Here is a 14,981-nt window from a genome sequence, read left to right as displayed (position 1 = left end):
GCCGTACGCCCCGGTGAGTGCGCGGTCACTCCGCGATCGGCTTGCCCCTCGGCTCGGGGAAGGCGGACGAGTGGTCGGCGCTGGCGTAGAAGGTGCCGGCGCGGTCCAGCCGGACGATGAACTCTCCGGCGAGCTCCAGAGAGTTGGCGCACAGGGCCAGGACCTGGTTCATCTTCGGGACCATGCCCGCGGCGAAGTACTTGGCGGCGTCCTGGAGCCTTTCGTCCGGCTCGTTGCCGCCGTTGTGCTTGTCGTAGTTGGGGCCCACGCCGTACTGGGATTGCTTGGCGTGGGTGGCGCTGCCGTCCTTCTTGCCCCAGTCGTCCTTGTGTGTCGCCTGCTGGCCGAAGGTGGCGTTGTCGGTCGACGCCGTGTACACGAGCGCCTTCAGCGTGGTGTAGGCGTCGACCGAGCGCCGGGACGCCTCCAGCATCGTCTGCATGGCGTCGGCGATGCTGCCGACGCCCACGTTGATCGCCGGGTGGATGCCCGCGGAGGTGTTGTCACCGCCGCCGCTGCCGCCGTTGGACTTCGGCATGTAGGTCGTGATGGGCGGTGCGTCGCCCCAGATCATCGACAGTTCGGGCGGCTGCTGGTAGCTGGGAACGTTCTGCTGTTCCTGCTTCTGTTTCTGCTTCTCCTCCTCCGGCAGCGCGTCGTACTCCTCCTTCTTCTTCTTTTTCTCCTCTTCCGACAGGTTGGCGTTCGGGTCCTGCGGCTTGTCCTCGTCGTAGACCCTGGGCGGGCCGTGCCGTGAGTTCTTCGGGTCCACTGCCATGGGTGCCTCCACCGGGTGCGCTCGGGTAGGGTCCGGTCAATCCCAGCTCATCCCACCGGATTCCGGCGATCATCTGCCAGGTCCCTGTTCAGAGACCTGACAGGGACACCCCGGGGGAAGGTCCCCGTTCTGAGACACCCCCTCTGTCGGAGAATTGGGGCGTACCGCCGCGTCAGCGGCCGCGTCTAGGGTCGGAGGGTGGCCTCTCATACCCTGACCCTGTCCGAGTTCCGCGTCGAGCTGGAGCACCTTCACGACGCCATGTCCACGGTGAAGGGCTGCACCGCGGACATCGAGAACGACGTGATGCTCGTGAAGCAGGTCCTCAACCTCGCCGAGGGTGTCTGGCAGAGCCCGTCGGGCGCGACCTTCGGCAATCTCCAGCGGGAATTCAGCGACAACATGACCGTCCTCGCCGACCTGTTGCGCGACATGTCGAACCGGATGAGCGCCGCGTACGAGGAGTACCGGCAGGTCGAAGAGACCAACACCAAGAACTTCCACAAGAACCACTGACCGCACCGGACGCCGTCACGCGACGGACCGCCCGGCCTTCCGGCGCGGCCACGGCGTCAGGACCACGCCAGTGAGGGAGCCACCCGAGCCGCCCGCCCCGGCCCGGAGCGCACTCCACCACCCTCTCCAGGAGCACCGGTGAGCCCCAAGCAACCCGATCCCATCGACCTCGACCCGACGAAGGCGCCCGTCTACGGCCTCCACGGAGCCAACAACGCCCAGATCAGCGTCGACGCGCAGATGCTGCGGGTCTTCAGCACCCAGCTCGGCGGCACCGACGGCGGCGGCGGGCTGGTCGCCAACCTCGCCTCCCAGATCTCCACGATCAACTCCGTGATGAGCAATCTGAAGCTCGCCTGGGCCGGCAAGACCAAGGACGAGATGCAGGCGTTCTACGACCGCTGGGACGCGTGCATGACCGATCTGTTCGGCAAGCAGGGCGATGACGCCAGTGCGTCGAACGCCGTCCTGCCGCGGATCGCCTTCGCGCTGGGCGCCGCGGGCAACAACTACCTCCAGGCCGAGGACAACATCGTCCGGGAATTCACCGAGTTCAAGACGCAGATCACCGAGACCGGCCGGATCCCCGTGGAGCAGCCGGGGCAGGCCCCGCCGCCCCCGCCCACGCCGCAGAGCATCAACGACCCGTCGAAGACCGCGGTCGCCGAGATCTACCGCTGACGCTCCCGACGCCCGGCCACCACCCGGGCACCCGCACCACCCTCCGCACCACCGCGGTGCCCCCGGCTCCCCGGGGGCACCGCTGCCTCTCCCCCACTCTGCTCGCTCCGTCCCACAGGTGATGTCGCCATGTACGAACCCGATCCGACTGTCACCGACAGCATCTACGCCCTCGGCAACGCGTGGATCGAATTCAGCGACCAGATGTGGGAGGACATGACGGCCATGGACGCGGCCGTCCACGGGATGCAGTGGACCGGCGACGCCAACAACGTCGTCCAGGACTCCTGGAACACCCTGCACAACGTGCGCATGCAGGTGGCCGTGGACGCGGCCCGGGACGTCGGCAACAAGATCAACGCCTTCGGTGACTACGTCAAGAATCTGCAGGCGGAAGAGTTGCACGCCGCGGAGATGGAGTCGATCAAGGCACTGCTCGAGTTCATCCTGCCCACCATCGGCGCGGTCGCCCTGGCGGTGCTGCTGCCGCTGGAGACCATAGTCGCGGCGCTGACCTCGGTGCTGGAGGCCATGGGCGCGGTCATCGAGGGCGCCGCCGCGGCGGCGGTCTTCGCCGCGGGCATCGCCACCGACGTGGCCATCCAGGCCGCCGCCCAGCTCGGCTTCGACATGGCCGCGCAGGCCCTCGGCTCGGCCGTCACCAACACGCCGTTGCCCGACTTCGGGAGCGCCGACTGGTGGAAGGGCGAGGCCGTCAACATGGGCCTCGCGGGCGGCGGAGCCCTCCTCGGCCCGGGTATCAAGGGCATCGGGATGGCGAAGAAGGGCATCGGCGACATGACGACCGGCGGTGCGCCGGTCGAAGGGCCCAAGATCAACCCTCCCCAGTCCGGTGCGCCCGTCACCGGTGGTGCCGGCGGTGGGCCGGGCACCGGTTTCTCCGGGGGCGCCCACCCGACGACGTTCAACGGGCCCAAGGGAAGTATCGCCCCGGGCGGCGGTACGAAGGGGCTGTCCGGCGGTGCCACGGAGGTCACAGCTCCGCCCAGCGGCGCGATGCCGCCGGGCAAGCCGGGGACCGGCAACGGCTTCCCGGGCGGGCCGAAGAACGAGACCAGCTCCCCCAACGGAAGCGTCGGCGGCGGCAAGAGCCCGGTCGAGCCGGGGAACCCCGTCCCGAGCAAGGCGAACCCCAACGGCTCGACGCCTGCCGGCACCGGACCCAAGAACGCAAAGGGCCCGAACACGACACCGCCGTCCAAGGCGCCTGTCTCCGGCGAGCATCCCGCGAACACGGCGCCCCCGGCCAAGACACCCGTCTCGGGCGAGCACGCCCCGAACACCTCCACGACCGGCGACCACACCCCGAACGGCCAGGGCCAGAAGTCGCCGTCGCAGACCGCCCCGACCAAGGCGAACGAGACCGCCCACTCCCCCGAGGGCACGGGCACCAAGACGTCGGAGACGTCCGGCCACGCTCCCGAGCAGTCCGCCAAGAGCGGGGAGAGCAACACGGGCGTCGGCCAGCAGGGCACCCAGCAGAAGCACCACGGTGGCGAGAACGTTCCGGTCAAGGCCGCCGAGAACGACTCCGTCCCGGCGGGCGGCCAGACCCAGAAGGCCCCCCAGACGCACGCGCCCACGACGAAGACGGAACACGCCGACGGGAGCCCCAAGACCGATCACGTCACCGGGAACCGGACCGAAGGCACCGTCGGCAACACCTCGAAGGCGGAGCACACCGGCACCGCCAAGTCCGAGAGCGCCACCGCCGCCAAGCCCGAGAACTCCGTCACGAAGACGGACAACGTCAACGCCGCCAAGAACGAGTCCGTCGGCACGAACAAGGCGGACGCCAACAACACCGGTGGCACGAAGGCGGATCACGCCAACACCACCGCCAAGAACGAAGCCACCGCACAGGGCGAGAAGCAGAGCCGGAACGCGGCCACGACGAAGAACGAGGCCACCGGCGCCTCCACGAAGAACGAGACCACCGCCCCGGGCGAGAAGCAGAACCCGAGCGCCGGCGCGAAGAACGAGGTCACCGCCCCGGGCGAGAAGCAGAGCCAGGGCACGGCCGCCAAGAACGAGCACCACCAGACGGCGAAGGAATCCGCCGTCACGAAGGACACGTCGAAGGAACCGGCCGTCACGAAGGACGCCGAGAAGACGTCCGGCACCGCCAAGAAGACCCAGAGCGACACGTCGACGACGAAGACCTCGTCGAAGAACGCTGCCGCGGACAAGACCGGCGAGCCCACATCGGCCAAGGGCGAGACGGAGACGCACGCCTCCGCGAAGGACCAGCACAGCACCAGCTCCGCCGCCTCCGAGAAGAACACCGGCGCCGACCACGAGGCCGGCGCCAAGGGCCACACCACCTCCGAGAACACCCCGCACCAGCAGCCCGTCAAGGCCGAGGAACACACTCCGCACACCCAGCAGCACAGCCCTGAGACCTCCCAGACCTCGCACACCGGCGCGGCCAAGGAGCCGGCGGGGGCGCCGTCCGCGCTCAAGAAGGCCGACAGGCAGGCCCAGTGGGAGGCGCACAGCAATGCGGTGAAGAAGGAGTTCTCCGACAAGCTCACGGCGGTGGAGAAGAAGGCGGTCGACAGGCCGAAGACCGCGGAGCAGCTCAAGAATCTGACGTCAAAGGGTCTCGAACGCGACCTGACGAACATCCGGGACAAGTTCACCAAGACCACTCAGACGTCCAAAGCCCTGCGTGGCCTGGACAGCACCGAGCGGCAGACCGTCTTCGACACCGTCGTGCAGGAGCTGCGGGCCAAACACGAGAAAATCTTCGGCAAGCTCCACGCCAAGGGCGACGCGACCGCGACGCAGATCGCCAAGGCCGAGCGCGAGTGGCAGCGTGAGCTGAACCGGATGGGCCACACCTTCCGCGGGCGCGCCATGCAGTACAAGCTGGAGAAGGAGTTCGCGCACCAGATCGACGGCCTTGTGGAGAAGGCCGCACGCGAGTGGCGCAACCTCGACCAGGAGTTCACCGAAGCCGCCCTCAAGGAGTACCGCCAGAGCCTGGAGCACGCGGCGCAGAGCGCCCACGGGCCGCTGAAGACGGAGCCCCACTACATGGTCCCCGACGCACGGGACCGTTTCACCGGCCTGGCCGAGGAGGTCAAGAACGGAATCTTCGACCGGACGCTTCGGAAGACTCTTTTCGAGGGTGCGCTGGGCAAGACGCACGCGGACATCGACAGCAAGATCGCCGCGGTGGCGGAGACCGGCAGCGGGTGGTCCCACAGCGAGCTGAAGGCGCTCGGGGACCGCTACCACGCGGGGGCCCGTAACCACTTCTCAGGCATGGTCAACGAGGCCGGTGCCGAGACGCTGTCGAAGAAGCTGCTGACGTCCAAGCTCAGCAGCGCGGAGATCAAGGCGGCCGAGGACCGGGCGCTCAGGAAGTGGGGCCGCGAGCACGACACCATCGTCGGGCAGCTGGAAGCCGAGCTGAAGGCCACCGAGGACGTTCGGCAGTTCGTCTCGGAACTGCCGGATGCCCTCGGCAAGTCGCTCCGCGACGGCTCCCTCACAGACCTGCCCCACGGGACCGCCGGCCGGCCGGAGCACACCGCCAGCGTCCACGCCTCCCTCAAGAACGACGCCGAGCGTCTGCTCGCCGACCTCAAGAGCAAGCCCGTGGGCGCTGAAGCGTCCGACATCTCCGCGGAGGCCGCGTCCGGCCTGTCCAAGCTGGATCACAGCATTCCCGAGCGTTACCGGTTCGAGGCCAAGGTCCACGACCTGTGGAACCCGCGCGACCCCATGGCGTCACCGCACTCGCCGCAGCCGAAGGGCACCTTCGACGGTCCGGTCGGGGAATGGGGACCGAACACCCCCTTTACACCACACACGAAGGCCCCGCAGGACCTCGGCGCCCAGAGCGACTGGGTGAAGTCCCGGCTGAACGACCGCGCGAAGGACATGGTGGACTACGTCCGCAAGGGCCTTCGCACCGACGGCTACTCCGCCGTACGCACCGACGGCGCGCTGACCGAGCTGGACAAGTCCTTCCAGGACCTGCGGGCCTCGGCGCACGACCTGGCGCAGTCCGCCGAGATGCTGCCGAAGGTGGCCTCCGACGCCGAGCGGGAGTGGCGCGACCTCATCGGGGGGCGGGGCGACATGGACCCCGCCCTGCTGGACCAGCTGAAGGCGGAGTTCCAGCACAAGTGGATGTCCGGCTTCGACGCGATCCACGCGGACGGCCGGCTGAACGGTGGCAACTGGACCCACCACGGCCCGGGGGCGCCCTACAAGCACCCTGGCCTGGCAGCGCAGCACACCACGGCCAAGGCTCAGCTCGTCAACCACTACCAGCAGGTCCTGGAGGTGGCGGAGGAGCGCAACATCCATCTGCTGAAGATCGCTGACGAAGTGAAGCAGGCCGCCACCTTCTGGGAGGTGTCCCAGCAGCGGTTCGTGGCCGGCAAGAAGTACATGGACGTGGACTCCTTCCGGAGGGCGGAGTACCGGAACAACCACCGTGAGCTGCTCGGGCTGCCCTCCAAGTACGAGCTGACCCCGGCGGAGATCAAGACCGTCGTGGACGAGGTCACGGCTGATCTCCAGGCCGAGTTCAAGAAGCTCATCGAGGCCCCCCTGCCCGGCGAGGGCACCGCCGGGAAGCAGCAGTCCCTGCACGATGCCTGGCGGGACATCCACAAGAAGCACCTCGACGGCCTCGCGGAGCGCTTCGACAAGGTCCACGGCGGACAGGGCGACCCGCACAGCACGCAGGCGTTCGACGACCACCTGGCCGGTCCCGCGTACAAGGACAAGCCGCTCCCCCACGACCTCGTCGGTCTCGTCAAGTCCAAGTACACCCAGGACTTCCAGGCGAAGCTGGACGCCGCCGACGGTGCGGAGCTGACGCCGGCCGACCTCCATGAACTGGGTGACCCCGCCGACCGCATCAACTTCGCGAAGCAGGTGGCGAAGTACACCGACGAGGTCATGGCGTACCACGACGCCAACGTCACCGGGCCTGGTTCGCACATCGGCAACGACGACGTCCTCCGCGGCACCAGCCGGGAGGGCTGGCATCAGACCGTCCAGAGCCAGCTGCTGGACACCTACAAGGAGATGCGGCAGCTCACCGCCGACGGGATCGGGCATCAACAGGCCGTCGATCAGGTGCTGCGCGCCGATGCCGGCCGGCTGCGGGAGCACCTCCGGGTGCAGCAGGAGGTCCTCGCGGACATCGAGGCGAAGCTGGAGGACGCCGCCGCCTGGCACGACATCACCGTGCACGACGCGCCCTTCACCAAGGCGCTCGACAGTCTCAAGAAGGACCTCGGCACCGGGGTGAACGACGCGTTCGCGAACCTCCCCAAGGACAAGGAGGCATGGCACACCGCCCTTGACGAGGCGGAGCGCCGGAGCCGGAACACCGTCGCCCAGATGGTGAACGAGAAGGCCCTCGCCAACCGGATCAAGTACCAGCTGGAGGTCGACGAGCAGATCGCGAAGACCCGTAAGGCCATCGAGAACGACCTGCTGGGCGACTACGACGAGGCCACCCTGGACCGCGTCGCGGACGAGCTGACGAAGAAGATCGAGCAGGCGGCCGAGAAGCACCTCGGCGACATGCGCACCGGCAAGCACATGATGCTCGGCGGTGAGCTGGACCCCGCGTTCCGCGAGTGGCGCCACGAGGCCGACACCCTCTTCGACGACCGCTACACCTACCTCGACCGCGACGCCTTCCGGCAGGCGGCGGCCTTCGAGGCGGGCGAGGTCTACGAGGCCAAGTTCGGCAACCACTGGGCGAACAGCGACGCGGTCCCCGCCGAGGGGTGGCACGGCACCGCCGATGTGGCGGACGCCTTCCGCAATGACTGGGTAGCCCTGGACGACTACTTCCGCAACCCCAAGGCCGACGACCTCGCCACGTGGCTCACGACGGAGAAGAACACCTCCGACGCGTTCCTGCACGGCACCGAGAAGTTCCAGGCCGTCCGGCTGAAGACCGCGGAGGGGGTCACCTCCGGGCCGGGCGAGGCGGGCGAAGCGGGCGGCCCCGGCGCGTCGCGGGACGGTGGTGCCGTCCAGGAGACCACGCAGCACCCCCTTGGGCAGGAGAAGCTTCCGGACCACACCGCCGAGCAGAAGCACACGCAGGGCACCGTGCAGCAGACCTCCTCGGAGCAGATGGCTCCGGGACAGGCCCGGAAGCCCGAGCAGCTCCAGACGCAGACCCAGGTGGAGAAGCAGCTCCCGTACGAGGAGCAGGCTCCGAAGCCGCAGCAGCAGGTCGAGGTGGAGCAGCTCGCGGTCCAGGAGCAGATCCACGCGCCGCAGCAGGCCCACCCGGCGCCGTCGTCCCTCACGCAGCAGGACGGGCCCGGTGGCACCGGTGCGCGCAAGAACGTGCCGGACACCTCCGCGCAGCAGTCCGCGGAGCAGGACGCGCCCGTCCGGCGTCCCGCCTTCCTGCGTGCCGAGGGCTTCCACTCCCAGCTCGAAACCGGTGTGACGGACCACGGCTTCCGGGACACCTCCGCCGCCCGCCAACTCCTGCGGGAGTTCACCGACCACTTCGTCCACGCCGTCGAGCAGGAGAACGCGACCGACGTCCAGGCCGCCGAAGCCGCGACGGAGGCGACCCGCGAGGAGTGGGAGCGGCGGTACGCCGACTGGCGGCAGCGGCGGAACCTCCGGGACGAGTTCCGCTCCGTGCTGAAGCAGGGCCCGCTCACGCCCCGGCCCGGTGTCATCCGTCACCTGCTGTGGAGCGACGACCTCGGCGGCCACCAGGCGCACTGGGACAACCGGGTCCGGGATTGGTACGACAGCAAGCTGGACCGGCTGGAGCAGCAGTACATCGAGACGCGCCTCACGCAGACGTCCGAGAAGGAGGCGCAGCAGCCGTCGCCCGAGCTGGCCCGTCAGTACCGGGCCAGGGCGCTGCACCTGACCGACCACGCCGTGGCCATGACGGAGCTGACGCACGATCTGAAGCAGTTCTTCGGCGACCATGCCTTCCGGCTGCGTGTGACTTCCCCGAGCCCCGAGACCGCCGCCTGGTACTCCACCGAGGTCGCGCACCTCAAGGCAGCGGCTCTTCAGACGCTGGAGCGGAACCTCCATACGCTGCCGGCGGTCAAGAAGCAGTACGCGCAGCAGGTCGCCCTGTTGCAGGAGGCCGCCCGTCTCCGGGAGAACCCCGGTCTGCTCGGGGAGGAGAGCGACTCCTTCACGCCGGTGCCCTCGTACGCCGGTGACGACGACTGGCGGGTGCCGGTCATGCGCGCCGCCGAGCAGCGGCTGCGGGAGAAGTACGCCGGTCTCCTCGATGCGGCGGCCCAGGGCACAACGCCCGTCGAGCAGGCCCCGGAGACCGTCGGGTCCCAGGCGCAGGAGGAGCACCCGCCGGCGCCGAAGGGCGGGACGGAGTGGGCCGATGCCCTGGCGGAGGCGTTGCGGGAGGGCCATGCCGCGTTCGACCGCGCCGTGCGCTCCTGGCGCGACGCTCTGGCCACCGGCGAGCACACCGGGCCGGTCCTCGACGACGAACTGGCCGAGCTGGTCGCGCAGGAGGAGCGGGCGCGCTTCGAGCAGCAGCTCGGCGCCCAGGTCCGCACGGTGTTCACAGCCGCGCAGGACGGCGCGCAGGGCGCCACGCCGTCCGAGAAGGAGCAGCTGGTCGCCGAGCACCTGGCCGGGCTGGTCGGGAAGCTGCCCGCCGCCCTGGACCTGCGGGCGTTCAAGGTGTCCGAGTTCGCGCGCGCCGACCGGCAGTTCGACGCCCTGCGGAAGGACCTCGGCACATACCTGACGGGTCATCACAAGGCGTTGCTGACGAAGTTCGGTGTGCCGGAGGACGCCCTGTCCCAGGCCGCGGCGGAGCAGGTCCGCAGGCGGATGAACACTGCGCTGGCCTCCGCTTTCACCCGTCACGAGACAGCCGTCCTCACCACCGGCGCGCGGGACGACGCCCCCGGCGGGACGGCGGAGTGGCAGCATGCCTACGACGCCGTGCTGGCCCGCGTCCCCGGCTGGATCGCCACGGCGATGGCACGAGAAGCCGTCGTCACGCGGGCGGTGGAGGAGGTCACGGCCCAGGCCGAGGCGCTGGGGCAGCCGTCGGGCCCGGCGCGGGAGTTCCTCGCCCACGTCCCCGCCGCCGAGCGGGAGCAGTTGCTGCCGCTCGCGGAGGAACTGGTGAAGCAGGACGTCAAGAGGGCCATGGGCACCGCGTTCGAGGCCGCCTTCGCCCACGGCTGGAGCGCGTCGAGCATCGCCGGGTGGGAAACCCGGTACGCGTCGCAGATGACGCCCGAGAAGCTCCAGGCGCAGCTGGCGTTCGCCGTCGCCGAATGGTCCCTGCCGACGGGCGCCCGCGGACTCTTCGACGAAGAGTCCGCGGAGTGGCAAGCCCGCAACCCCGGGACGACACTGCCGCAGGATGCGGTCACCCGGACCAGAAACGCCTTCCACGACCGCCTCACGGAGGCGTTCCACGCCTCCTTCCCCCGTTCGTCCTCGTTCGAGCAGCTGCTCGGCGGCCTCCTGGACTGGCAGCAGCGGTCCGCACAGCTCCAGGACGAACTCGCCGTCCACCTCGACTTCGAGGCGGAGGCCCCGGAAGCGCTCCGGGCCGCGTCCCAGGCGTACGGGAAGCTCGCCGACGGCCGGGAGATCGACGAGGCCGGCCTCGTCCGCCTCGCGAACGGACACCACCAGGAGTTCTTCGGCGTCTACCGCGCGCTGTGGGCGCCGCGCGACCTCTCCGCGTCCTGGCTGGGCGCACACCCGCAGACCTGGCAGCCGTCCACCGCCAAGGCGCCGGAGCCCAAGACCTCGCAGCCCACGGCGCAGGTCTCCCAGCAGACGTCGCAGGGGGCCCTCACGCAGCAGCCCGACACCGTGCGGCTCACCTCCGAGCCGCTCCCCCAGTCAGCCTCTGCACTGTCCTCGGCCGTGGAGTCCGTCGAGGACAGCGCCGCCGACCTCCTCCGTGCCGAGCAGGAGAAGAAGGCCGCCCAGCAGGAGGCCGTCTCGGCTCTGGCGGCGTACGACGCCCTGAGCGCCACCGCCCGGGAGGCCGAGGCCACGTCGGACGGCGCCACTGCCGGCCTGAAGCAGGACCTCCAGCAGGCCCGCGAGCGGATCGACCGGGCGCGGGAGGAGCTGAACCGGGCCACGCAGCTGCTGGAGGCAGTACAGGGGCGGTCGAAGCTGACGTCCACCGGTCTCACCTCGCTGTACGGACCGGCGGGGATGGTCATCACGCCCCAGCCGCAGGCGTCCGGGGACCTCCTGCCGGACAGCGCGGCCACGACGGACACCCTCACCGCGTGGACGCCGGAGGAGATCGCGTACGAGATGTGGTCGGTGCTGAGCGGGCAGCGGTCCGCCGACGGCGACCGGGATGCGCTGGGGCACCTGTTGCGGGAGCTGCTGGACGCCGTCCCCGCGCCGGCCGACATCTACGCCACTGACGACTTCGACCGCGTCTTCTTCGAGCTGCTCGGGAAGACGCTGCCCACCGCGGTGGCCGAGGCCCTGGCCGCCGGCGCGCTGGAGCCTGCCGTGGCCATGGAGGTCCTGGCGCGCTTCTACGGCCCGCGGGAGGCGGGCGAGGAGTGGGACATCGACCTGCGGTACATCGCCGAGGGTGTGCAGTCCGCCGCCCTTCCGCAGGTGCAGGCCTTCGCGCTCCAGCTGCGGTTCCGGCTGGAGAACGGACCGACCGAGGCGGCGCTGCTCCAGCTCACCGGCCTCGCCCGCGATCTGCGCAAGGTGTGGGCGGTGGAGGACGCCTTCGCGCACTTCACCGGTGAACGGCTGAAGGACGTCCTGCAGCACGCGGCACCGGAGGACCCGGCGGTCATCGACGCGCTTCTCGCGACCGAGTCGCTCCTGAGGACGGTCACGCCCGACGAGGCCGCCCAGTGGTACGCACGCCTGGAGAAGCTGCGCTACCAGCACCCCGAGCTGGGCTCGTTGCCGGTGCCCAGCAGGTACCCGGACAACGGGTGCGAGCCCCGGGCGCACATGGCGGCGATGAAGCTCCTGGAGTGGGGCGCGCCCGTCCGGAAGATCGCCGTCGCGCGGGCCAACCCGCAGCTCTCGGTCTCCTCCGAGTACGCCCGGGACGCGATGCCGGGCCGGCCCGGAACGGAGAAGTGGCGCTATCACATCGCCGCCGCCGTCCCCGTCCGCCAGGAGGACGGCTCGGTGGTGCTGACGGTGCTGGACACGGTGCTGGGGGGCCCGCTGCCCGAGCAGGAGTGGCTCGAGAAGATCGGCGTGACGAAGGAGGAGCACCAGACCCGGGTGACCGGCACGCCGCAGGAGCTGGGCGAGCTGATCACCGCGGACGCCGAGGCACGGCCCGAGGCGTGGACCACCGCCGGCACCGACAGCTTCCGTTTCCCGGCAGACCAGGCCGTGATCGTCGAGTCGGACCCGTTCCTCTACTACTTCCCTCTCCCGGGCCTCCCCCAGCCCCCCACGATGCGGGACGCGGACCGGCTGCACCAGAGCCAGACCGATCGGCTCGTCGCCTACACGCGGGAACAGTACGACCGGGAAGTGCTCCGGGCGACGTACCAGGAGCTCCTCGCGCAGCGGGACCGCAGCTGGCAGGAGTCTCAGGCCTGGGCCGCGCAGACGTACGACCGGCTCCGGACGTCCGGCCTGCTGAGGTCGGCCCCGCGTCTGGCGTCCCAACTGCTGTTGATGCTGCCGGACAGCCATCCGGCGCGTCGGAGCGGCCAGGCGGCGACCACCGGCCACCTCACGGACATGGACGAGACCCTGTCCGGGCACGAGCTCACGGTCCCCGAGCACCACACCCAGGGTGCCGCGCTGTCCCTGCCCGCCACGGGCCGCACGATCGGGGCGTGGCTGCGCAACACCGGCGTGGTCGAGCGTGAGCAGCAGTTGTCCGACGCCTTCGGCATCACGATCGGTCCCATGGAGGAGGGTGGCCCGCACTTCAGCCACTCGATGCTGGACCGTATCGAGAAGGTGCTGAACGGCCTCCCCGAGCAGGACCTCAAGGGCAACCCGTGGCTGGACTCGCTGGTGCACGACGTGAGCGGCAACGCCACCAGCTCCTACGTCCTCGCCAAGCGGCACGTCCGGCTCAGCCGTCCGTTCCGGATGCCGTCCTGGCTGTACACGGAGCTGGGCCGGGAGGGCACCCTCCAGCGGTGGGTGATGGACACCGTCGCGCTGGGCGGCTACCCGGAGCTGAGCTACTCCGAGGTCCTGGGGCTGCGTGGCCCGAGCCGCCATGTCATGGGCGGCGTCTCCGACGTGCTGGCCCAGGGCAACCTCGTCGAGTGGACACTGCGGCACGAGATCGGCCACGCGGTGGAGACACGGCTCAACTGGAAGTCCACGGACTCCGGGAAGGACATGTTCGGCGGCTGGCGGACCCACCAGGGCCCCAAGGCGCTCCGTGAACTCGCCGGGACGTACCTCAAGGCCGTGGGTGTCGGCACCGACCACCCGGCGTACGACGGGCTGGTCGTGGGCGTGGCGGAGCACATCAAGCCGCGGGGGGAGGACCTGGCCCCCGACCCGCAGCAGGTCGCGGCGATCCCGTCGGAGCTGGCCAAGGGCGACGCGGACCTGCTGGCGAAGCTGACGGAGCTGGCCGAGCGGGTCGCGGTGGCGCTCAGCCACCCGTGGACGCTGGACGACGGCGGCGCCTCGTACGCGATCGACGGGCGCATCCACCAGATCGACAAGTACACCGGCAACTGGATCAGCTACCTCGCCTCGGCCCGCGACCACGCGGTGTCCAACTACCAGTTCTCCCACCCCGAGGAGTGGTTCGCCGAAGCGTACGCGGCCCACCACGCCCCGCGGACGGCCAACCCGCCGTCCGCGCGGCTGCACCCGGAGGTGCAGGCGTGGTTCGCGCAGCACTCCCCCAACAAGGTGGCGATCCATCAGGTGGACACCACCGACATGCAACTGACGACGGTGGACGGCTCCCGCGTCAGGGTCTCCGAACTCAACAGCCTGCCCGTCTTCATGGCGGGCGCTCCCGCCGGCCGGGCCTACCACACCGACGAGGACCTGCGCGAACGCGCCCGGACGCTCCTCGGCCTCGACCCGAAGAACCGGCACTTCGCGCAGTACGACCCGAACAACCCGAAGACGGTGTCGCTGGACACCCGCGGCCTCGTGCCGTGGCAGGCAGACGATCAGCTCTATCTGGCGCTGCTGCACGGCAATCAGGACTGGCTGAAGTTCCCGGTCGGCAACACGTACGTTCAGGCCACGGCGGAAGCGGCCGGCGACATGCTCCGCAGGCGCCCCAGCGTCCAGAATCTCAAGCCTGACGCCTGGATCGTGCTGGCCGCCTGCGAGGCGGGAGCCACCGACAAGGACGGCAAGTCGATCGCGCAGACGATCGCCGACAAGACCGGTCTGCGGGTCGCGGCCCCCACCTCGGTGATCGCGCCGACTCCGGGGGTGAAGGAATTCAGCTTCCTCCTCTACCCGGATGCCCAGGGCAAGCCCGGTGAGTTCCGCGCCTTCCACCCCGCACAGTGGTCCGGTGCGACGCGGACCTCCGGTGGCGGTTCGCAGCAGCCCCTCGATGTGCCCGCCGCGCTCAAGCGTCTCGTCGACGTGGGGACGCCGGTGACCCAATCGGCCCAGGACGACCTCCAGGAGAACCCGCTTCCCGAGGAGACGGAGCAGCAGCCGACCGTCACCAGCAGTCTCGAAGAGCCGCCGGCACGGTCCACGGCCCCGCTCCACCCGGGGACGGGCACCGAGAGCGAGGACGGGGTCACGGAGGGTGCGAAGCGGCCCTTCGTGCAAACGGAACGGTTCCAGCTCGCCTACACCACTCGCACCGGCTCCCTGCCGGAGGCGTTCACGGGCATCGTCGACGAGCTGACGGAGGCAGGAGCGGGCTCCGGCGCGAGGGCGCTGGTGTACAGCGGCACCACGATGTACCGGCTGTTCCTCCAGAACATCGGCGGCTCGGTGTTCTGGACCACCGAGGGGGAGAACGTCCGGTACCCGGCGGACCGGCTGCCGC

Annotated in this window: 4 protein-coding genes (1 of these 4 cut by a window edge); 3 read left to right on the top strand and 1 reads right to left on the bottom strand. The window is 70.0% G+C overall.

Annotated features, from left to right (window positions below; all coding sequences use genetic code 11):
• Nucleotides 1-25 precede the first annotated feature (25 nt).
• Nucleotides 26-778: a hypothetical protein gene (locus ACZ4M8_RS11545; protein ID WP_467605792.1), complete on the bottom strand. Its 753-nt coding sequence runs from the start codon at nt 776-778 to the stop codon at nt 26-28.
• Nucleotides 779-976: 198 nt separating this feature from the next.
• Here ACZ4M8_RS11545 and ACZ4M8_RS11540 point away from each other — a divergent pair, with 198 nt between their 5' ends.
• From ACZ4M8_RS11540 to ACZ4M8_RS11530, 3 genes are all read left to right on the top strand, one after another.
• Nucleotides 977-1,294 (top strand): WXG100 family type VII secretion target, encoded by a 318-nt coding sequence (locus tag ACZ4M8_RS11540; RefSeq protein ID WP_467605791.1) that lies wholly within the window; start codon nt 977-979, stop codon nt 1,292-1,294.
• A gap of 138 nt (nt 1,295-1,432) precedes the next feature.
• On the top strand, nt 1,433-1,975 hold the full coding sequence (locus ACZ4M8_RS11535; RefSeq protein WP_467605789.1) for a WXG100 family type VII secretion target: 543 nt from the start codon (nt 1,433-1,435) through the stop codon (nt 1,973-1,975).
• Between the two features lie 129 nt (nt 1,976-2,104).
• On the top strand, nt 2,105-14,981 hold the 5' portion of the coding sequence (locus tag ACZ4M8_RS11530; protein WP_467605788.1) for a protein-glutamine glutaminase family protein. The gene runs 25,922 nt beyond the window's last position; only the first 12,877 of its 38,799 coding nucleotides appear in the window; the start codon lies at nt 2,105-2,107; the stop codon falls past the right edge of the window.

It is taken from the genome of Streptomyces sp. NPDC027185 (genome assembly GCF_055567035.1).
Note: the sequence above shows the minus strand (reverse complement) of the source record. Positions and strands in the feature narration are given on the sequence as shown.